This is a genomic window from Burkholderia dolosa, assembly GCF_902499135.1.
Taxonomy (GTDB): domain Bacteria; phylum Pseudomonadota; class Gammaproteobacteria; order Burkholderiales; family Burkholderiaceae; genus Burkholderia; species Burkholderia dolosa.
In genome coordinates, this window is record NZ_CABVPR010000043.1 from 1 (window position 1) to 19,906 (window position 19,906).

The following is a 19,906-nucleotide window of genomic DNA, read 5'->3' on the forward strand; positions in this document are numbered from 1 at the left end:
GGCCGCGGGCGTCGGCTGCTCGGGCGGCGGCGCAGCGGCCCCCGCCGCCCCGTCGCCCGACGCCGCGGGCTGCATGCCCGGCTGCGCCATCGCGAGACTCGCGAGCTGATTGAATTGCGCCTGCAGCAGGTTCCACCAGCCGGCCGGGTCGAACGCCTGCGGCGCGGCGCCACCTTCCGGCGACGCATCAGAACCGGCCGCATCGCCGCCCGACGTAGCTGACGCAGCCGCCGCGGACGCCGCCGCATCCGGCTGTCGCGGCGCTTCGCCGAGCGGCGCGGATGCGGCCTTCGCGGCCGCCGTCGCCGCATCTTCGGCCGCCGACATCGAGCTTTGCGCGAACGCGCCGAACGCGCGCAGCGTCGCGAGCGTCGCGCGCTGCACTTCGAGCGCCTGGATCGCGGACTGCAGCATCCCGAGATTAAGCTTCAGCCACTGCTCGACCGCGCGCAGATCGGTGATCCGCTTGTCGAGCTCCTCGACGCTCGTGAGCGGTGCCATCATGTCGGACATCGCCGACAGCGACGGCGGCAGCCCCGCGGGCGCGCCGGGAAACGGCGCCATTGCGCCGAACGGCGACATCCGCATCATTTCCCACATCCGGTCGAGCATGTCGGCGGGCTGGAAGCCGGCAAAGCCGGCGAAAGGATTGGAGCCGGAGGCATCAGTCGTCATACGGGCATCCTGGTTGGCTGGGGAGCGGGCGGCCGGCATGCGCTGCACGGCCGCCGTGGTTCGATCATAGCGCGCGTCAGAACGGCGCGTCGCCGCGGAAATCGGGCGGCCGCCGCTCGCGCAGCGAACGGACGCCTTCGTGCACGTCCGGTCCGGAAAAGCCCATGAATTCGAGCGCGAGCGACGTATCGAACGCGGGCCCGGCGGTGCGCAGCCAGTTGTTCAGCGCGTACTTCGTCCAGCGGATCGCCGTCTGCGATCCGTTCGCCAGGCGCTCGGCCACTTCGTACGCCTTCGGCAGCAGATCGGCGGGCTCCACCGCGAGCGATACGAGACCGATCCGCTCGGCTTCGTCGCCGCTCACCGGCTCGCACAGCAGCAGGTAGTACTTCGCCTTCGCCATCCCGCACAGCAGCGGCCACACGATCGCCGCGTGATCGCCGGCCGCGACGCCGAGCCGCGTATGGCCGTCGATGATGCGCGCGTCCTTCGCGGCGATCGAGATGTCGGCGAGCAGCCCCGCGACGAGCCCTGCGCCCACAGCCGGCCCGTGCATCGCCGACACGATCGGCTTGCTGCAGTTGATCACGTTGTACACGAGGTCGCGCGCCTCGCGCCACACGCGCGCACGCACGTCGAAGTCGTTCGCCATCTGCTCGACGAGCGCGAGATCGCCGCCCGCGGAGAAGCCCTTGCCTTCGCCGCGGATCACCGCGACGCGCGTGTCGGGGTCGCGGTCGACGTCGCGCCAGATGTCGGCGAGCTCGCGATGCATGCGCGCGTCGGCCGTCGCGAGGCCGCTGCGGTTCGCGCCCTCGCCGCTCATCACGATGTCGAGCACGCCGTGGTCGCGGCGCGTCACCTTCAGTGCTTCGTAACTGCCGTATGCGGCGAGATCGGCCATGCGCGGCTCCTTGCTGGGTCTGTTTCGATCGGGAACGCGCGTGCGCAGCCGCGACAACGGTCGCATGCGATGCGCATCGCTGCGCGGCGAGCGGGCGCGTGCGTGCCTGAATCGAGTGTAGTCAAGCGCGCGCGGCCGAGCATCGGGCGAAACCCGGCGCGCGGCGCGGCCGCGCTTCGCGCTTCGCGCGTTCGCGTGCGCGGCGCGCGTCAAGCCGCGCCGTCCGGCGGCGCGACCGACTGCTCGATCGCACCGAAGATCGACTTGCCGGCCGCATCGAACATCTCGATGCGCACGGTGTCGCCGTAGCGCATGAATTCGGTCTGCGGCGCGCCGTGCTCGATCGTCTCGAGGCAGCGCTTCTCGGCGATGCAGCAGTAGCCGCGCTTCGCGTCCTTGTTCGACACCGTGCCCGAGCCGACGATCGAGCCGGCGCGCAGGTTGCGCGTCTTCGCCGCATGCGCGATCAATTGACCGAAGTGGAACACCATGTCCGTGCCGGCGTCCGGCTGGCCGACTTTCTTGCCGTTCCAGTGAACGATCATCGGCCGGTGCATGCGGCCGTCGTGCCATGCGTCGCCGAGTTCGTCGGGCGTCACGGCGACCGGCGCGAAAGCGGTGGCCGGCTTGCTCTGGAAGAAGCCGAAGCCTTTCGCGAGCTCGGCCGGAATCAGATTGCGCAGCGACACGTCGTTCACGAGCGTGACGAGCCGCACGGCCTTCAGCGCGTCGTCGGGCGACGTGCTCATCGGCACGTCGCCGGTGATCACCGCGACTTCGGCTTCGAAGTCGATGCCCCATGCTTCGGACGGACACACGATGTCGTCGCGCGCGCCGAGGAAATCGTCGCTGCCGCCCTGGTACATCAGCGGATCGGTCCAGAACTCGGGCGGCATCTCGGCGCCGCGCGCGCGGCGCACCAGCTCGACGTGATTCACGTATGCGGAGCCGTCGGCCCACTGGAACGCGCGCGGCAGCGGCGCCATGCAGTTGGCCGCATCGAACGCGAACGCGTTGCGCGCGCGGCCGTGGTTCAGCGCGTCGTACAGCTCGCGCAGCTGCGGCGCGTAGAACGCCCAGTCGTCGAGGACGCGCTGCAGCGTCGGCGCGATCGCGTCGGCGATCGCCGCGGTGTGCAGGTCGCGCGATACGACGATCAGCTGGCCGTCGCGCGTGCCGTCCTTCAGCGAAGCAAGTTTCATAGCGGGAGTCTGCCGTTGTAGTGACGATGGAGGGAATCTATTTTACGATGGTGAATCCGTGCGCCGCGCAACGATCGGGCGCGCCGCTTCCGTTCGATCCTAGCCGCGTTTTTTCGCCTCGCTGCCCATGCCTGCCAGCCCGCCTCCCGACGACGATCTCGTCGACCCCGACACCGACGACGCCGCGTCCGGCGACAACGGCGAAAAGGTCCGCTCCGGCATCCAGTCGATCGAGGTCGGCTTCCGGCTGCTCGACGTGCTGACGAGCGAGCCGCGCGCGATGATGCTGCGCGACCTCGCGCAGCGCGCGGGCATGAGCCCTGCGAAGGCGCACCGCTATCTGGTCAGCTTCTCACGGCTCGGCGTCGTGTCGCAGGATCCCGTGTCGGGACGCTACGAGCTCGGCGGCTTCGCGCTGCAGATGGGGCTCGCGCGGCTCGCGCGCGTCGACGGCGTGAAGCTCGCGCGGATCGCGCTGACCGAATTCCGCGACCGGCTCGATCAGACGGTCGGCATCGCGGTGTGGGGCAATCAGGGGCCGACGATCGTCCACTGGATGGAATCGAGCCATCCCGCGAAGGCGTCGCTGAAGCTTGGCGACGTGATGCCGCTGCTCGGCTCCGCGACCGGGCTGCTGTTCGCCGCGTACCTGCCGCGCAGCAAGACCGCGGCGATGATCGAGCGCGAGCTCGCCGACACGCGCCGCTCGCCGCATCATGGCGGCCCGCGCACGCTGGAAGAAGTCGAAGCGGTACTCGCGGACGTGCGCAAGCATCAGGCCGCGCGCGTCGAAGGGATGCTGCTGCCGACGATCCACGCGTTCTGCATGCCGGTGTTCGACGCGGTCGGCGAGCTGGCGCTCGCGATCGTCGCGCTCGGGCAGGAAGGCACGTTCGACATCGCGTGGGGCGGCGAAATCGACACCGCGCTGCGCGCGTGCGCGCAAAAGCTCTCTTACGAACTCGGCTATAGTTCGGACGCGCGCGACGCGTAGCACGCTGCACGGCGCGCGCGATGCATCGCGAACGCGTCGCGCATCCCGCGGTCCGACGCCTGTGGCTCGCCGTACGTGCCGCCGAATCACCGCTCAACCCGTTCCGATTGCCGATGTCGCGTGCCGATACCCGTTTTCGCCATACCTCGCCGCGCCGCTGGCTGCGTGCGGGCGTCGCGCTCGTCGTCGTGCTGGTACTGCACGCGCTCGCCGCATCGTGGCTCGTGCACAATCGCGAATCGTTCACGCCGCCCGACGCCGCCGACGTGCCGGTGCAGGTCGAGCTGCTGAAGCCGCAGCCGATCGAGCGCCGGCCGGCAGCCGCCGCGCCGAAGCCGGCCGAGCGCGCCGCGGCGCCGGCGCCGAAACCGGCCGCGCCGCAGCCCGCAGAGTCTCGCGAACCGGTGCTCACGTCGACGCAGACGGACGAACGCGGCGAACCGCCGCCCGCCGCGTCGGCGGCGAGCGCTGCATCGGGCACATCGGGTGCGTCGGGCACGCAGCCCGCATCGGCCGCCGGCGCAGGCAGCGCGGCGACGCCCGGCCCCGCGACGAACGGCGTCAAATTCTCGGTGCCGCCGTCGGCCGACCTGCAGTACGACACGTTCTACAACGGTATGCAAAACATGATCGGCACGATCCACTGGCGCACCGACGGGCGGACCTACGATCTGTCCGTGTCGATGCCGGTGCCGTTCGTCGGCCCGTTCAACTATCGGAGCGAGGGCCGCATCGACGCGTTCGGCATCGCGCCCGACCGCTATGTCGAGCAGCGCGGCAGGCGACCCGAGGACATCGCGATCTTCAACCGCGAGATCCACCAGGTCGTGTTCACGCGCACGCCGAACAATGCGCCGCTGCCGGACGGCGTGCAGGACCGCTTCAGCATGCTGATCCAGCTGTCGGCCCTCGTGCGCGGCAATCCGTCCGCGTACAAGCCCGGCGTCACGCAGCAGTTTTTCGTGATCGACAACAACAGCGGCGAAACGTGGCCGATCGCGGTGATCGGCGACGAGCGCGTGCAGACGCAGGCAGGCATCGTCGATGCGCGGCATTTCATGCGGCTGCCGCGCCGCGACGGCGACACGCGCCGCATCGACATGTGGCTCGCCCCGTCGCTCGGCTGGCTGCCGGTTCGACTCGTGCAGACCGAGCCGAACGGCGCGCAGATCGAGCTGCTGTGGCATGGCGCGCTCACGCCGCCGGGCGCGGGCGCGGACGTTGCACCGGAACGGCGCACGACGGACGCGCCCGCGGGCGCGTCGACGCCTGCGTCGCCATCGCCATCGCCATCGCCATCGCCATCGCCATCGCCATCGCCATCGCCATCGCCATCGCCATCGGCTTCGGCTTCGGCTTCGGCTTCGGCTTCGGCTTCGGCTTCGGCATCGCCATCGGCTTCGGCTTCGGCTTCGCCATCGGCAGAATCGACACAGTCGCCGCCCGCCGCCGCGCCGTCGGGGCCTTCGGCACCGGCTTCCGCGCCGTGAACGTGCCCGAATCGGCAATTTCGACCGATTAAAGTCCCGCGTGAAATAGCCGATGACATTCTTTAACAACTATTTCAGTCCACGGACCGACAATAAGAAACGTTTGATAGACATCGGCTTCTAACCGATACACCCCACGCACGCGGGAACGGGGTGTGCAGCGCAAGCCCCTTGAAACCGGCAACGCCTGCCCCACGTATGGGACAACAAGGCCAGATGCCACTGCGAAGAGGAGTGCCGCCATGCAAATGATCTACAACAGCCCCAACTACTGCGTCGTCGAGTTCGCGCCGCAGGCCGGCCACCATCTGATGAATGCCGGCGGATACGAAATCGTCGACAAGAACGCGCAGCGCGAGATCTTCATCGACGGCGAGCTCGCCGAACGCTTCCGCGCGCACGTGAAGCAGCTGATCGAGGAAGAACCGTCGCTCGATGAAGTCGACGAATTCCTGGGGCAATTCGACAGCCTGATGATGATGCCGGTCGTGCTGCACTGACCGGCCGCGGCCCGGCGCGCGAAGCGGCCAAGCCGCTCGTCTTCGCCACCGTTGCGCGCGGCGCCGCGCGCACTCCGATCATGCCCCCGCCCGGCCGCCGGACGGGGGTTTTCGTTTCCGAAGCGCGCACGCGGCGCGGTGCGCACAGGTTGCGCATACAACGCTCGCCATTCCACACGCGACACCGGCTCGAAACGTCGCGCCGCGTGCAATCCGCGTGCCGCTTCCCGCGGGCCGGCGCGCCCGCGCCGCGCCCGGCGGTGCGCCGGCGCAGCAGCTACAATGACGGTTTTCCCGTTTTCGACGGTCCCCCGCCATGTCTGCGACTCCTTCCGCCGCTTCCGCCGCCCCGCTCGACGCGCACTACACGCGCGGCGCCGAACTGCCCGCGCTGCTGAATTCGCGCATCCTGATCCTCGACGGCGCGATGGGCACGATGATCCAGCGCTACAAGCTCGACGAGGCCGCGTATCGCGGCGAGCGCTTCAAGGATTTTCCGCGCGACGTGAAGGGCAACAACGAGCTGCTGTCGATCACGCAGCCGCAGGTGATCCGCGAAATTCACGATCAATATTTCGCGGCCGGCGCGGACATCGTCGAAACCAACACGTTCGGCGCGACGTCGGTCGCGCAGGCCGACTACGGGATGGAAGACCTCGTCGTCGAGATGAACGTCGCGTCGGCGAAGCTCGCGCGCGAATCGGCCGCGAAGTACGCGACGCCGGACAAGCCGCGCTTCGTCGCGGGCGCGATCGGCCCGACGCCGAAGACGGCAAGCATCTCGCCGGACGTCAACGATCCGGGCGCGCGCAACGTCACGTTCGACGAGCTGCGCGACGCGTACTACACGCAGGCGAAGGCGCTGCTCGACGGCGGCGTCGACCTGTTCCTCGTCGAGACGATCTTCGACACGCTGAACGCGAAAGCCGCGCTGTTCGCGCTCGACCAGCTGTTCGAAGACACCGGCGAACGGCTGCCGATCATGATCTCCGGCACGGTGACCGACGCGTCGGGCCGCATTCTGTCGGGCCAGACCGTCGAGGCGTTCTGGAATTCGCTGCGCCATGCGAAGCCGCTCACGTTCGGGCTGAACTGCGCGCTCGGCGCGGCGCTGATGCGCCCGTACATCGCCGAGCTCGCGAAGCTGTGCGACACCTACGTGTCGTGCTACCCGAACGCGGGCCTGCCGAACCCGATGGCCGACACCGGCTTCGACGAGACGCCCGACGTCACGTCGGGCCTGCTGAAGGAATTCGCGCAGGCCGGCCTCGTGAACCTCGCGGGCGGCTGCTGCGGCACGACGCCCGAGCACATCGCGGAGATCGCGAAGGCGCTCGCCGACGTGAAGCCGCGCCGCTGGCCGAGCCAGTACAGCGAAGCCGCCTGATCCGATCGCCCCACCGCCCTTCATCACACGAATTCGCACCGCCATGACCGATCACATGATGCGCCTTGCCGGCCTCGAGCCGTTCAACGTCACGCCCGGAACGCTGTTCATCAACGTCGGCGAACGGACCAACGTCACCGGCTCGAAGGCGTTCGCGCGGATGATCCTCAACGGCCAGTTCGACGAGGCGCTCGCCGTCGCGCGCCAGCAGGTCGAGAACGGCGCGCAGGTGATCGACGTCAACATGGACGAGGCGATGCTCGATTCGAAGGCGGCGATGGTGCGCTTTCTGAACCTGATCGCGTCGGAGCCGGACATCGCGCGCGTGCCGATCATGATCGACTCGTCGAAGTGGGACGTGATCGAGGCCGGGCTCAAGTGCGTGCAGGGCAAGGCGATCGTGAATTCGATCTCGCTGAAGGAAGGCGAGGAAGCGTTCCGCCATCACGCGAAGCTGATCCGCCGCTACGGCGCGGCGGCCGTCGTGATGGCGTTCGACGAGCAGGGCCAGGCCGACACGTTCGCGCGCAAGACCGAGATCTGCAAGCGCTCGTACGACTTCCTCGTGAACGAAGTCGGCTTCCCGCCGGAAGACATCATCTTCGATCCGAACATCTTCGCAGTCGCGACCGGCATCGAAGAGCACAACAACTACGCGGTCGACTTCATCGAGGCGACGCGCTGGATCAAGCAGAACCTGCCGTACGCGAAGGTGAGCGGCGGCGTGTCGAACGTGTCGTTCTCGTTCCGCGGCAACGACCCGGTGCGCGAGGCGATCCACACCGTGTTCCTGTACCACGCGATCCAGGCCGGGATGGACATGGGGATCGTGAACGCCGGGCAGCTCGGCGTGTACGCGGAGCTCGACCCGGAACTGCGCGAGCGCGTCGAGGACGTGATCCTGAACCGCCGCCCCGATTCCACCGATCGGCTGCTCGAGATCGCCGACAAGTTCAAGACCGGCGCCGCGAAGAAGGAAGAAAACCTCGAGTGGCGCAATCAGCCGGTCGAGAAGCGCCTCGCGCACGCGCTCGTGCACGGGATCACGAACTTCATCGTCGAAGACACCGAAGAAGCGCGCGTGAAGATCGCCGCAGCCGGCGGCCGCCCGATCAACGTGATCGAAGGGCCGCTGATGGACGGGATGAACATCGTCGGCGACCTGTTCGGCCAGGGCAAGATGTTCCTGCCGCAGGTCGTGAAGTCCGCGCGCGTGATGAAGCAGGCGGTCGCGCACCTGATCCCGTTCATCGAGGAAGAAAAGCGGCTGCTCGCCGAGGCGGGCGGCGACGTGCGCGCGAAGGGCAAGATCGTCATCGCGACCGTGAAGGGCGACGTGCACGACATCGGCAAGAACATCGTGTCGGTCGTGCTCCAGTGCAACAACTTCGAAGTCGTCAACATGGGCGTGATGGTCCCGTGCAACGAGATCCTCGCGAAGGCGAAGGTCGAGGGCGCGGACATCGTCGGGCTGTCCGGCCTGATCACGCCGAGCCTCGAGGAAATGGCGTACGTCGCGTCCGAGATGCAGCGCGACGACTACTTCCGCGTGAAGAAGATCCCGCTGCTGATCGGCGGCGCGACGACGTCGCGCGTGCACACGGCCGTGAAGATCGCGCCGAACTACGAAGGGCCGGTCGTCTACGTGCCCGATGCGTCGCGCTCGGTGTCGGTCGCGTCGAGCCTGCTGTCCGACGAAGGCGCGGCGAAGTACCTCGACGAGCTGAAGGCCGACTACGAGCGCATCCGCGATCAGCACGCGAACCGCAAGGCGCAGCCGATGGTCACGCTCGCCGAAGCGCGCGCGAACAAGACGAAGATCGACTGGGCGAACTACACGCCGGTGAAGCCGAAGTTCATCGGCCGCCGCGTGTTCAGGAACTACGACCTGAACGAGCTCGCGAACTACATCGACTGGGGCCCGTTCTTCCAGACGTGGGACCTCGCCGGCCCGTATCCGGCGATCCTGAACGACGAGATCGTCGGCGAATCGGCGCGGCGCGTGTTCTCGGATGCGAAGTCGATGCTCGCGCGGCTGATCCAGGGCCGCTGGCTGACCGCGAACGGCGTGATCGCGCTGCTGCCGGCGAACACCGTGAACGACGACGACATCGAGATCTACACCGACGACTCGCGCTCCGAAGTGCTGCTCACGTGGCGCAACCTGCGCCAGCAGAGCGTGCGTCCGGTGGTCGACGGCGTGATGCGGCCGAACCGCTCGCTCGCCGACTTCATCGCACCGAAGGCATCCGGCGTGGCCGACTACATCGGGATGTTCGCGGTGACGGCCGGGCTCGGTGTCGACGCGAAGGAAAAGCAGTTCGAGGCCGATCACGACGACTACAGCGCGATCATGCTGAAGGCGCTCGCCGATCGTTTCGCGGAAGCGTTCGCCGAAGCGATGCACGCGCGCGTGCGCCGCGAGCTGTGGGGCTACGCGAGCGGCGAGACGCTCGACAACGATGCGCTGATCGCCGAAAAGTACACCGGAATCCGCCCGGCGCCCGGCTACCCGGCGTGCCCGGACCATCTCGTGAAGCGCGACATGTTCGCCGCGCTGCAGGCCGACGAGATCGGCATGAGCGTGACCGACTCGCTGGCGATGCTGCCAGCCGCGAGCGTGTCGGGCTTCTATCTCGCGCACCCGGACAGCCGGTATTTCTCGGTCGGGAAAATCGGGCAGGACCAGCTCGAGGACTACGCGCAGCGGATGGCGCTGTCGCTCGACGACGCGCGCCGCGCGCTCGCGCCGCAGCTCTGATCCGCCGTTTGGTCAGACGAAACGAAAAGCCCGCTCGAGAGCGGGCTTTTTTGCATTCCTGCGCGGCCTGCCGCCGCTCGACGGCGCTCAGAAGCCCCAGTGCACGTCGGCCTGAGCGGCCTTCGCTTCGCGCAGCATCGTGAGGAACGGCGCGACACGCTGCGCGAGACTCGGCGGCACTTCGTGGTGCGCGTGGTCGGCTTCGTCCTCGTGGTAATGGCCGGCGTGCTCGGCGCGCTCCTGCTTCGCCTGCGCGACCGCGTCTTCCAGCTTCGCGATCGCGTGGTCGAGTTCTTCGTGCGTAATCACGCCGCGCTCGCCGAGCTGCTTGCCGACGAGGCCCAGCACGTACACGGCGAAATCCTTCAGCACGTCGAGATCCTGTGCCGCCTTGCTCTTGAACGTAATCATGACAATTCCCTTTTCATCTTGTTGTGCCTGCGCGGCGAGGTTGGGGAACGCCGGCAGGCCGGCGTCCGGCCTCGCGGACGCGGGGCGCCTGAGCGGCATATTAGCACCTGTTAAAATTCTGCGATCCCTGAAACGCGCGCTTAAAAAGCCCGCCGGCGCGCCGGCATTTCCGGCCGCCACCAACGAAGCCTCCTACCAGCATGCTGCCAGCACACAAACAGACTCTCGAAGCCCTGCTCGCGGATAGCGTCAAGCAGGTCGCACACGCGCTGAAAGGCGCCGACGCGGCGTTCGTCCCCCCGGCCATCACGCTGGAGCGCCCGAAGGTCGCCGCGCACGGCGACGTCGCGTGCAACGTCGCGATGCAGCTCGCGAAGCCGCTCGGCACGAACCCGCGCCAGCTTGCCGAGCAGATCGTCGCGGCCGTCAACGCGCATCCGGCCGCGCAAGGGCTCGTCGAAGCCGCCGAGATCGCCGGCCCCGGCTTCATCAACCTGCGTCTGACGGCCGCCGCGAAGCAGGCGGTGATCGGCGCCGTATTCGCGCAAGGCAGCGCGTTCGGCACGTCCGACCGCGAGAAGGGCAAGCGGGTGCTGCTCGAATTCGTGTCCGCGAACCCGACCGGCCCGCTGCACGTCGGCCACGGCCGTCAGGCCGCGCTCGGCGACGTGCTCGCGAACGTGATCGCGAGCCAGGGCTACGCGGTGCATCGCGAGTTCTACTACAACGACGCCGGCGTGCAGATCGGCAACCTCGCGATCTCGACGCAGGCGCGCGCGCGCGGCCTGAAGCCGGGCGACGCGGGCTGGCCGGAAGCCGCGTACAACGGCGAATACATCGCCGACATCGCGCGCGACTACATGAACTGCGAGACGGTCGCCGCGAAGGACGGCGAGCCCGTGAAGGGCGCGGGCGACGTGGACGATCTCGACGCGATCCGCAAGTTCGCGGTCGCCTATCTGCGCCACGAGCAGGACATGGATCTGCAGGCGTTCGGCGTGAAGTTCGACCAGTACTACCTCGAGTCGTCGCTGTACAGCGAAGGCCGTGTCGAGAAGACGGTCGACGCGCTGATCAAGGCCGGCATGACGTACGAGCAGGACGGCGCGCTGTGGCTGCGCACGACCGACGAAGGCGACGACAAGGACCGCGTGATGCGCAAGTCCGACGGCACGTACACGTACTTCGTGCCGGACGTCGCGTATCACGTGACGAAGTGGGAGCGCGGCTTCACGAAGGTCATCAACATCCAGGGCTCCGATCACCACGGCACGATCGCGCGCGTGCGCGCGGGCCTGCAGGGCCTGCACATCGGAATTCCGAAAGGCTATCCCGACTACGTGCTGCACAAGATGGTCACCGTGATGCGCGACGGCCAGGAAGTGAAGATCTCGAAGCGCGCGGGCAGCTACGTGACGGTGCGCGACCTGATCGAATGGTCGGGCGGCGCGGCGCCGGGCCAGGAAGCGGCGCCCGATCTGATCGACGAAGCGACGATCACGCGCGGGCGCGACGCCGTGCGCTTCTTCCTGATCTCGCGCAAGGCCGACACCGAGTTCGTGTTCGACATCGATCTCGCGCTGAAACAGAACGACGAGAACCCGGTCTACTACGTGCAGTACGCGCATGCGCGGATCTGCTCGGTGCTGAACGAATGGCAGTCGCGCTACAACGGCGATCTCGCGCAGCTGCCGCATGCGGATCTGTCGCAGCTCACGAGCGCGCAGGCCGCATCGCTGATGCAGAAGCTCGCCGAGTATCCGGACATGCTCACGCACGCGGCGAACGAACTGGCGCCGCACGCGGTTGCGTTCTACCTGCGCGATCTCGCTGGTGAATTCCACTCGTTCTACAATGCGGAGCGCGTGCTGGTCGACGACGAAGCGCCGCGCAACGCGCGCGCCGCGCTGCTCGCCGCGACGCGTCAGGTGCTCGCGAACGGTCTGGCGATGCTCGGCGTGTCCGCGCCGGCCAAGATGTAAAGCGGCGCGAAACGCGCAGCGCACGGCTGCGGCAGCGCGCGGCACGCAATTCCGCCACCGGATCGCGCGCCGCAGGCCGCAGCCCTTTCACGATTCTTTTTGCAGGTGACTCAAGCAATGGCACAACCACGCCGCACTTCGAAGCAATCGAAACAAGCCGGAGGAACATTTCTTGGAATCGTGCTCGGCCTGATCGTCGGGCTCGCGATCGCCGTGGTGGTGGCGCTGTATATCACGCGTTCGCCGTCGCCGTTCGTGTCGAAGGTCGCGCCGCCGTCGGCCGACAACGGCGCGAGCCAGCCGCAGCAATTCGATCCGAACCGCGCGCTGCAAGGCAAGACGCCGGGCCAGCCGGTGCCGCAGGCCGCGCAGCCCGCGCCGCCCAATACCGCGCCGGGCCAGGCCGCGAACCAGACGCAGGGCGGGCTGCTGCCCGAGCCGCAGATCGTCGAAGTGCCGCCGTCGGCAAGCAGCGCCGGCAGCACGAGCGCGTCGAACAATGCATCGAACAACGGCGTCGCCGTCGCGCCGAAGCCGGCCGAAAACACGCCGCCGAAGAAGACGCAGCCGCCCGCGGGCGAAGACGACCTCGCGCGCTTCGCCGCGCAGAAGCAGGCGCAGCAGCAGGCCGCCGCGCAAAAGCAACAGCAACAGCAGCAGCAGGCAGCGAACGCATCGAAGCCGACGTCGTCGGCAACGGCCGCCGCGGCAGCGAAGCCGCCGAGCGCGAACGATGCGAATACCGGCTACTTCCTGCAGGTCGGCGCGTACAAAACGGAAGGCGACGCCGAGCAGCAGCGTGCGCGTCTCGGCTTCCAGGGCTTCGAATCGAAGGTGTCGAAGCGCGACGTGAGCGGCGTCACGTATTACCGCGTGCGCGTCGGTCCGTTCTCGAAGTTCGAGGATATGAACTCGGCCCGTCAGCGCCTGTCCGACGCTGGTGTCGACACGGCGGTGATCCGTTTCACGAAGCAGTAAGCAACCGGCCGCTCCCACGCAGAACCCGTTACGTTCCGTAACCCGAACAACCGATTCGACGCTCACAACATGAAAAAACTGCTTAGCACGCTCCTTCTGTCCCTGGGTCTCGTGGCCGGCCTCGCGCACGCGACGCCTGCCGCGCCGGTCGCCGGCAAGGACTTCGAGGTGATGAAGTCGCCGCAGCCGGTGTCCGCGCCGGCCGGCAAGGTCGAAGTGATCGAGTTCTTCTGGTACGGCTGCCCGCACTGCTACGAATTCGAGCCGACGATCGAAGCATGGGTGAAGAAGCAGGGCAGCAACATCGACTTCAAGCGCGTGCCGGTCGCGTTCCGCGACGACTTCGTCCCGCACTCGAAGCTGTTCTACGCGGTGTCCGCGCTCGGCATCGCCGAGAAGGTCACGCCGGCGATCTTCAACGCGATCCACAAGCAGAAGAACTATCTGCTGACGCCGCAGGCGCAGGCCGACTTCCTCGCGACGCAAGGCGTCGACAAGAAGCAGTTCATGGACGCGTACAACTCGTTCAGCGTGCAGAGCCAGGTCAAGCAGTCGGCCGAACTGCTGAAGAACTACGCGATCGACGGCGTGCCGACGATCGTCGTGCAGGGCAAGTACAAGACGGGTCCCGCTTACACGAACAGCATCCCCGGCACCGCGCAGGTGCTCGACTATCTCGTGAAGCAGGTTCAGGACAAGAAGCTCTGAGCGCCGCCCGCGCGCCGGCATGACCGCCCCGCTGAAAGTCTTCATCACCGGCGCATCGAGCGGCCTCGGCCTCGCGATCGCCGACGAATATGCGCGCCAGGGCGCGACGCTCGCGCTGGTCGCGCGGCGCGTCGACGCGCTCGAAGCGTTCGCGCGGCGTTTCCCCAAGCTGTCGATCTCGATCTACGCGGCCGACGTGCGCGATGCCGACGCGCTCGCGACGGCCGCCGCGTCGTTCATCGCCGCGCACGGCTGCCCGGACGTCGTGATCGCGAACGCGGGTATCAGCCAGGGCGCCGTCACCGGCCAGGGCGATCTCGCGACGTTCCGCGACGTGATGGACGTCAACTATTACGGGATGGTCGCGACGTTCGAGCCGTTCGTCGGCCCGATGACGGCCGCGCGGCACGGCACGCTGGTCGGCATCGCGAGCGTCGCCGGCGTGCGCGGCCTGCCCGGCTCCGGCGCGTACAGCGCGTCGAAATCCGCGGCGATCAAGTATCTCGAAGCGCTGCGGGTCGAATTGCGCCCGGCCGGCGTCGGTGTCGTGACGATCGCGCCCGGCTATATCCGCACGCCGATGACCGAGCACAACCCGTACCGGATGCCGTTCCTGATGGACGCCGATCGCTTTGCCGCCCACGCGGCGCGCGCGATCGCGCGACAGCACGCGTTTCGCGTGATTCCGTGGCAGATGGGCATCGTCGCGAAAGTGCTGCACGTACTGCCGCGCTGGCTCTACGACCGCCTGTTCGAAAAGGCGCCGCGCAAGCCGAAAGCCGGCACGCACTGACTGCCGGCCGGCGCATCGTGCGTGGCCGGCGCGCTTCCGCCGTCGCGCCGCGCGAACGCAGTACGGTTGCGCACGCACCGGTCGCACCGGGCGCCGCCGCCCTTCCCGCCTCCGTTCGTTCATCGGCCGCTTCGATGCGCGAACGCCCGTTCCGACGCGAACGCAGCCGTTTTTCGGCCAATTTGCCGCGTTCCGGCGCCTTTTTTCACGCGTCGCGCGCTTTGACGGTATGCTATTCGCCAGCCGCGCCGGCCGCCGCTTTCCCGGCCGCGCCCGCATCCGTCATCAAGCAACCAGCGCTCGTCACGTGGGAGATCCTATGCACGTCAAGCTGTTCGCCGCGGCCGCCATCGCCGCCGCCCTTGCCGCCCCCGGCGTCGTCGCCGCCAAGCCGCTCACCGTCTGCACGGAGTCGAGCCCGGACGGCTTCGACGTCGTGCAGTACAACTCGCTCGTCACGACCAATGCATCGGCCGACGTGATCTTCAACTCGCTCGTGTCGTACGACGAAGCCGCGAAGAAAGTCGTGCCCGCGCTCGCCGACAAATGGGAAGCGAGCGCCGACGGCCTCACGTACACGTTCCATCTGCGCCCGAACGTCGCGTTTCAGACAACCGACTACTTCAAGCCGAGCCGCCCGCTGAACGCGGACGACGTCGTGTTCACGTTCAGCCGGATGCTCGACGATTCGAATCCGTGGCACAAGGTCGCCGGCGCGAGCGGCTTTCCGCACGCGCAGTCGATGGGGCTCACGAAGCTCGTGAAGTCGGTGACGAAGGTCGACGACAGCACGGTGAAGTTCGTGCTGAACGAGCCGAACGCGACGTTCGTGCCGATCCTGACGATGGGTTTCGCGTCGATCTACTCGGCCGAATACGCGGACCAGCTGCTGAAGGCCGGCAAGCAGGCGGACCTGAACGCGAAGCCGATCGGCACCGGCCCGTTCGTGCTGAAGAGCTATACGAAAGACGCGCTGATCCGCTACGACGTGAATCCGACGTACTGGGGACCGAAGCCGAAGATCGACCGGCTGATCTACGCGATCACGCCCGACCCGTCGGTGCGCATGCAGAAGGTGAAGGCCGGCGAATGCCAGATCGCGCTGTCGCCGAAGCCGCAGGACGTGCTCGCCGCGAAGGGTGAAAGTGCGCTGAAGGTCGTGCAGACGCCCGCGTTCATGACCGCGTTCGTCGCACTGAACACGCAGAAGAAGCCGCTCGACAACGACAAGGTGCGCGAGGCGCTGAACCTCGCGTTCGATCGTGCGACGTATCTGAAGGTCGTGTTCGACAACACGGCGACGGCGGCGAACAATCCGTACCCGCCGAACACGTGGAGCTATGCGAAGGACGTCGCGCCGTACCCGTACGATCCCGCGAAGGCGAAGCAACTGCTCGCGTCGGCGGGCTTTCCGAACGGTTTCTCGACGACGATCTGGACGCGGCCGACCGGCAGCGTGCTGAACCCGAACCCGAAGGCCGGTGCGGAACTGCTGCAGGCCGATCTCGCGAAGATCGGCGTGAAGGCCGACGTGAAGGTGATCGAATGGGGCGAGCTGATCAAGCAGGCGAAGCTCGGCCAGCACGACATGCTGTTCATGGGCTGGGCCGGCGACAACGGCGACCCGGACAACTATCTGACGCCGCTGTTCAGCTGCAACGCGGTGAAATCGGGCATCAACTTCGCGCGCTTCTGCGACGCGCAGCTCGACAAGCTGATCGCCGACGGCAAGACGACCGCCGATCAGGCGAAGCGCGCGAAGCTGTACGAAGCCGCGCAGAAGATCATCCACGACGAAGCGCTGTGGATTCCGCTCGGCTATCCGACCGCGGCCGCGCTCACGCGCGCGAACGTGAGCGGCTATCGCGTGAGTCCGTTCGGACGTCAGAACTTCACGACGGTCGCCGTGCAGTAACGCGTAACCCGCGCCGCAACCGACGGCGATTGTCCGTCGCTTGCGGCGCACGTGCGGTGCTTGCTACACTGCGCACCTGTTTCCTCATACCGGACGCCAGCCAAAGTGAACAACTGAGCCTTCCCTAAATGTTTTCGCCGACGTGCGCCGCACGCCGCGCGAAGTGTTCCACGCATTTTCGGAGGTGCTCATGGCTGCTGCCACGCCGACCGGCGCGCTCGTCGCGCTTCATCACGTTTCCTTCCGCTTCGACGACGGCTTCACGCTGTTCGATTCGCTCGACCTCGTCGTCGACCGCGTGCCGACCGGCATCGTCGGCCGCAACGGCGCGGGCAAGAGCGTGCTCGCGCAACTGATCGCGGGCCGCTGCGCGCCGAGTTCCGGCGCGATCGACCGGCAGACGTCCGTCGCGTACGTCGCGCAGCAGCACGCCGACATGCCGGCCGGCTCGCAGAGCGTCGCCGCGATTGCCGAGCTCGACGTGCCGCTCGCGGCGCTTGCGCGGCTCGCGCAGGGCGAGGCCGACGCGCACGACTTCGACTCGATCGGCGAGCGCTGGGATCTCGCCGAACGGCTGCGCGCGGCGCTCGATGCGGCGGGCCTGCACGACGTGCAGCCCGACGCCGCTGCCGACACGCTGAGCGGCGGCCAGCTCGCACGCGTCGCGCTGATCGGCGCGCTGCTGTCCGGCGCGGGCCTGCTCGTGCTCGACGAACCGACCAACCACCTCGACGCGCCCGGCCGCGCATGGCTGCGCGCGGCACTCGACGGCTGGCGCGGCGGCCTCGTCGTCGTCAGCCACGATCGCGCGCTGCTCGGCAGCCTGCAGCGCATCGTCGAAGTGACGCCGCACGGCGTGCGCTCGTACGGCGGCAACTACGCGCTGTATCGCGCGCAGCGCGACGCCGAGGACGCCGCGGCGCAGGCTGCGCTCGATCACGCGCGCGCCGGGCGCAGCCGCGAGAAGAAACGGCTCGAGCGCGAGCACGACACGATCCAGCGCCACGCCGCCGGCTCGCTGCGCGACGCGAAGACGGCCAATCTGTCGTCGATGGCGCGCCAGAGCCGCAAGGGTGCCGCGCGCAGCATCATGGGCACGGTCCGGCGTCATCACGGCGAACTGAAGGCGACGCTCGACGAACGCGTACACGAAGCGGCCGCACGCGTCGACGCCGGCGCGCCCGTGCTCGTGTCGCTGCCGGGCACCGAAGTCAGCGCACGCCGGCAGTTGTTCACGCTCGAATGCGCGCAGCCGCCGTGGCCGGCCGACGCCGACGCGCCGCCGATCACGTGGTCGGCCAGCGGCGCCGTGCGCATCGCGCTGACCGGCCCGAACGGCTGCGGCAAATCGACGTTGCTGCGCATGCTCGCCGGCGAACTCGCGCCGCGCGCGGGCGAATGCCGCACGCACGTGAGCGCCGCGTATCTCGACCAGCGGCTCGCGCTGCTCGACCGCGACCGCTCGATCGTCGAGCAACTCGGGCTGCTCGATACGCCGCTCGCCGAAGGCGAGCTGCGCAGCCGTCTCGCACTGCTGCAGCTCGATGCGTCGCGCGCGACGCAGCCGGTGCATCGGCTGAGCGGCGGCGAGCGGCTGAAAGCCGCGCTCGCGTGCGCGTTGTGGCGCGGCACGCCCGCGCAGCTGCTGCTGCTCGACGAGCCGACCAATCATCTGGATCTCGAATCGGTACGCGCGATCGAAGCCGCGCTGACAGGTTTTCCCGGTGCGATCGTGGTCGCGTCGCACGACGCCGCGTTTCTCGCGGCGCTCGACCCGACGCACACGATGCAATGGCACCGCGACGGATGGCGCTACGAGCCCGTCGCGTCGCTCGCGTGACGACGGTGAAAAAACGCGTCAGTGCGCAATGCGAAAGCGCAGCACGCCGTCGTCGCGCTGCTCGCGCACGAGCTCGCCCGCGAGCCACAGCAGGTTCAGGTGCGCGATCGCCTCGCCGAGCGCGAACGTCATCTGATGAATGTCGAGCTCGCGGCGGCGGAACATGATCGGCACGATGTCGGCCGCGCTCATCGGCTGTTCCGCGCATGCGGCGCGCACCTCGTCGAGCCGCGCGTCGTGGTGCGCGCGCAGCTGCGCGATGCGCGTGCGCACGCCGCGAAACGGCTTGCCGTGCGACGGCAGCACGAGCGTGTCGGGCGCCATCGTGTCGTAGCGGCCGAGCGACTGCAGGTACAGCGCGAGCGGATTCGCTTCGGGCTCGAGGTCGAACACCGACACGTTCGTCGAAATGCGCGGCAGCACCATGTCGCCGGAAATCAGCACGCCGTCCACTTCGCTGTGCAGCGCGCAATGTTCCGGCGAATGGCCGTAGCCGGTAACGACGCGCCACGTGCGCGCACCGATCGTCACCGCGTCGCCGTCGCGCAGCCGCCGGTAGCGCGGCGGCACCGCGGGCACGAGATCCGAGTAGTAGCTGCGGCGGTTGCGCAGCTTGTCGAGCGCGGCGGAATCGGTCAGCCCGTGGCGCGCGAAGTGCTCGGCCGCAGCCGCGCCGCCGGCGTTCGAGCCGTTGCCGGCCGCCATCAGGCAGCCGAACAGGTATTCGCCGAGCGTCATCCACAGCCGCACGTTCCAGCGCTTTTTGTCGCCGCCTTCGCACAGCCAGTGCGCGAGGCCGAAGTGATCGGGGTGGCAGTGCGTGACGATCACGCGCAGCACCGGCAGCCCGTCCAGCTGCGTGTCGAAGATCCGTTCCCAGTGCGTGCGGATCGCGTCCGACGCGATCCCGCAGTCGACGACGGTCCAGCCGGCCTGTCCGTCGATTTCGTCGCGCAGCAGCCAGAGATTGATGTGATCGAGCGAGAACGGCAGCGGCATGCGCAGCCAGCGCACGCCGGGCGCGACTTCGAACGTGTCGCCCGCGGCGGGCAGCGTGTCGGCAAACGGATAGTCGAGTTGGTGTTCCAGGGCGTTCATCGGTAGGGCGTCTCGTCGTTGTCGGAGCGCGCGCGGCCGGCGGCCGCGGCGCGCGTTCCGCCGATTCTATCGCCGTATCGCCCGACGAGTCGCCGCCGCGACGGCGCAGAGTTCGCGCCGGAACCGCGCGTGTACCCGGATCTTTACGCGAAGATGCGCCGAACGGCTGCGAACGGCGCGCAACATGACGATCGAGCGCCGCGGCTGCGTCGGCGCAAAACGGCTTGAAACGCGCGCTTGAGCGCTAAAATGGCGAGGCTACAGCCCT

16 protein-coding genes are annotated in these 19,906 nt (G+C 68.1%); 11 read left to right on the forward strand and 5 right to left on the reverse strand.

Annotated features, from left to right (window positions below; translation table 11 throughout):
* The 3 genes from BUB20358_RS18930 to BUB20358_RS18940 form a co-directional block, all read right to left on the reverse strand.
* Positions 1-675, reverse strand: a 675-nt coding sequence (locus tag BUB20358_RS18930; protein WP_174905099.1) for a PhaM family polyhydroxyalkanoate granule multifunctional regulatory protein, incomplete at its 3' end; no start/stop codon positions are given.
* A 76-nt stretch (positions 676-751) separates the two neighbouring features.
* On the reverse strand, positions 752-1,579 hold the full coding sequence (locus BUB20358_RS18935; RefSeq protein WP_006763272.1) for an enoyl-CoA hydratase/isomerase family protein: 828 nt from the start codon (positions 1,577-1,579) through the stop codon (positions 752-754).
* Positions 1,580-1,788: 209 nt separating this feature from the next.
* On the reverse strand, positions 1,789-2,781 hold the full coding sequence (locus BUB20358_RS18940) for a fumarylacetoacetate hydrolase family protein (protein ID WP_006763271.1): 993 nt from the start codon (positions 2,779-2,781) through the stop codon (positions 1,789-1,791).
* A 127-nt stretch (positions 2,782-2,908) separates the two neighbouring features.
* Between BUB20358_RS18940 and BUB20358_RS18945 the strand changes: the two genes are divergently transcribed.
* The 5 genes from BUB20358_RS18945 (at position 2,909) to metH (ending at position 9,913) form a co-directional block, all read left to right on the forward strand.
* Positions 2,909-3,775, forward strand: a complete 867-nt coding sequence (locus tag BUB20358_RS18945) for an IclR family transcriptional regulator (RefSeq protein WP_035971638.1) — start codon at positions 2,909-2,911, stop codon at positions 3,773-3,775.
* A 107-nt stretch (positions 3,776-3,882) separates the two neighbouring features.
* Positions 3,883-5,265, forward strand: a complete 1,383-nt coding sequence (locus BUB20358_RS18950) for a DUF3108 domain-containing protein (protein WP_094190607.1) — start codon at positions 3,883-3,885, stop codon at positions 5,263-5,265.
* A gap of 242 nt (positions 5,266-5,507) precedes the next feature.
* Entirely contained in the window at positions 5,508-5,765 is a 258-nt protein-coding gene (locus BUB20358_RS18955) for a BTH_I0359 family protein (RefSeq protein ID WP_009693455.1), read from the forward strand.
* 316 nt (positions 5,766-6,081) lie between these two features.
* On the forward strand, positions 6,082-7,152 hold the full coding sequence (locus BUB20358_RS18960; RefSeq protein ID WP_006763267.1) for a homocysteine S-methyltransferase family protein: 1,071 nt from the start codon (positions 6,082-6,084) through the stop codon (positions 7,150-7,152).
* 43 nt (positions 7,153-7,195) lie between these two features.
* Positions 7,196-9,913 (forward strand): methionine synthase, encoded by a 2,718-nt coding sequence (gene metH, locus BUB20358_RS18965; RefSeq protein ID WP_006763266.1) that lies wholly within the window; start codon positions 7,196-7,198, stop codon positions 9,911-9,913.
* 87 nt (positions 9,914-10,000) lie between these two features.
* Here the strand turns inward: metH and BUB20358_RS18970 are convergent, their stop codons facing one another.
* Positions 10,001-10,324 (reverse strand): DUF1840 domain-containing protein, encoded by a 324-nt coding sequence (locus BUB20358_RS18970; RefSeq protein ID WP_035971637.1) that lies wholly within the window; start codon positions 10,322-10,324, stop codon positions 10,001-10,003.
* Between the two features lie 200 nt (positions 10,325-10,524).
* Between BUB20358_RS18970 and argS the strand changes: the two genes are divergently transcribed.
* The 6 genes from argS (at position 10,525) to BUB20358_RS19000 (ending at position 18,540) form a co-directional block, all read left to right on the forward strand.
* Positions 10,525-12,306: an arginine--tRNA ligase gene (gene argS / locus BUB20358_RS18975; protein WP_006763264.1), complete on the forward strand. Its 1,782-nt coding sequence runs from the start codon at positions 10,525-10,527 to the stop codon at positions 12,304-12,306.
* Between the two features lie 117 nt (positions 12,307-12,423).
* Entirely contained in the window at positions 12,424-13,284 is an 861-nt protein-coding gene (locus BUB20358_RS18980; protein WP_035971636.1) for an SPOR domain-containing protein, read from the forward strand.
* A gap of 69 nt (positions 13,285-13,353) precedes the next feature.
* Positions 13,354-13,992, forward strand: coding sequence for a thiol:disulfide interchange protein DsbA/DsbL (locus BUB20358_RS18985; RefSeq protein WP_006763262.1), 639 nt, complete (start codon positions 13,354-13,356; stop codon positions 13,990-13,992).
* A gap of 19 nt (positions 13,993-14,011) precedes the next feature.
* Positions 14,012-14,785 (forward strand): SDR family oxidoreductase, encoded by a 774-nt coding sequence (locus BUB20358_RS18990; RefSeq protein ID WP_006763261.1) that lies wholly within the window; start codon positions 14,012-14,014, stop codon positions 14,783-14,785.
* Positions 14,786-15,104: 319 nt separating this feature from the next.
* Positions 15,105-16,700 carry an ABC transporter substrate-binding protein gene (locus BUB20358_RS18995; RefSeq protein ID WP_035971634.1) on the forward strand — a complete coding sequence of 532 codons (1,596 nt, stop codon included), beginning with the start codon at positions 15,105-15,107 and terminating at the stop codon, positions 16,698-16,700.
* Between the two features lie 190 nt (positions 16,701-16,890).
* Positions 16,891-18,540 (forward strand): ABC-F family ATP-binding cassette domain-containing protein, encoded by a 1,650-nt coding sequence (locus tag BUB20358_RS19000; protein ID WP_035973257.1) that lies wholly within the window; start codon positions 16,891-16,893, stop codon positions 18,538-18,540.
* 18 nt (positions 18,541-18,558) lie between these two features.
* On the opposite strand, the gene BUB20358_RS19005 is transcribed toward BUB20358_RS19000, so the two are convergent.
* Entirely contained in the window at positions 18,559-19,638 is a 1,080-nt protein-coding gene (locus BUB20358_RS19005; protein ID WP_006763259.1) for an MBL fold metallo-hydrolase, read from the reverse strand.
* Positions 19,639-19,906 lie beyond the last annotated feature (268 nt).

Bases quoted from the DNA above. Each gene is read 5' to 3' on its own strand.
- BUB20358_RS19000 (WP_035973257.1), top strand. From the start codon at position 16,891: ATGGCTGCTGCCACGCCGACCGGCGCGCTCGTCGCGCTTCATCACGTT.
- BUB20358_RS18995 (WP_035971634.1), top strand. From the start codon at position 15,105: ATGCACGTCAAGCTGTTCGCCGCGGCCGCCATCGCCGCCGCCCTTGCC.
- BUB20358_RS18960 (WP_006763267.1), top strand. From the start codon at position 6,082: ATGTCTGCGACTCCTTCCGCCGCTTCCGCCGCCCCGCTCGACGCGCAC.
- BUB20358_RS18990 (WP_006763261.1), top strand. From the start codon at position 14,012: ATGACCGCCCCGCTGAAAGTCTTCATCACCGGCGCATCGAGCGGCCTC.
- BUB20358_RS18945 (WP_035971638.1), top strand. From the start codon at position 2,909: ATGCCTGCCAGCCCGCCTCCCGACGACGATCTCGTCGACCCCGACACC.
- BUB20358_RS18940 (WP_006763271.1), bottom strand. From the start codon at position 2,781: ATGAAACTTGCTTCGCTGAAGGACGGCACGCGCGACGGCCAGCTGATC.
- BUB20358_RS18955 (WP_009693455.1), top strand. From the start codon at position 5,508: ATGCAAATGATCTACAACAGCCCCAACTACTGCGTCGTCGAGTTCGCG.
- BUB20358_RS18985 (WP_006763262.1), top strand. From the start codon at position 13,354: ATGAAAAAACTGCTTAGCACGCTCCTTCTGTCCCTGGGTCTCGTGGCC.
- BUB20358_RS18980 (WP_035971636.1), top strand. From the start codon at position 12,424: ATGGCACAACCACGCCGCACTTCGAAGCAATCGAAACAAGCCGGAGGA.
- BUB20358_RS18935 (WP_006763272.1), bottom strand. From the start codon at position 1,579: ATGGCCGATCTCGCCGCATACGGCAGTTACGAAGCACTGAAGGTGACG.
- BUB20358_RS19005 (WP_006763259.1), bottom strand. From the start codon at position 19,638: ATGAACGCCCTGGAACACCAACTCGACTATCCGTTTGCCGACACGCTG.
- argS (WP_006763264.1), top strand. From the start codon at position 10,525: ATGCTGCCAGCACACAAACAGACTCTCGAAGCCCTGCTCGCGGATAGC.
- BUB20358_RS18970 (WP_035971637.1), bottom strand. From the start codon at position 10,324: ATGATTACGTTCAAGAGCAAGGCGGCACAGGATCTCGACGTGCTGAAG.
- metH (WP_006763266.1), top strand. From the start codon at position 7,196: ATGACCGATCACATGATGCGCCTTGCCGGCCTCGAGCCGTTCAACGTC.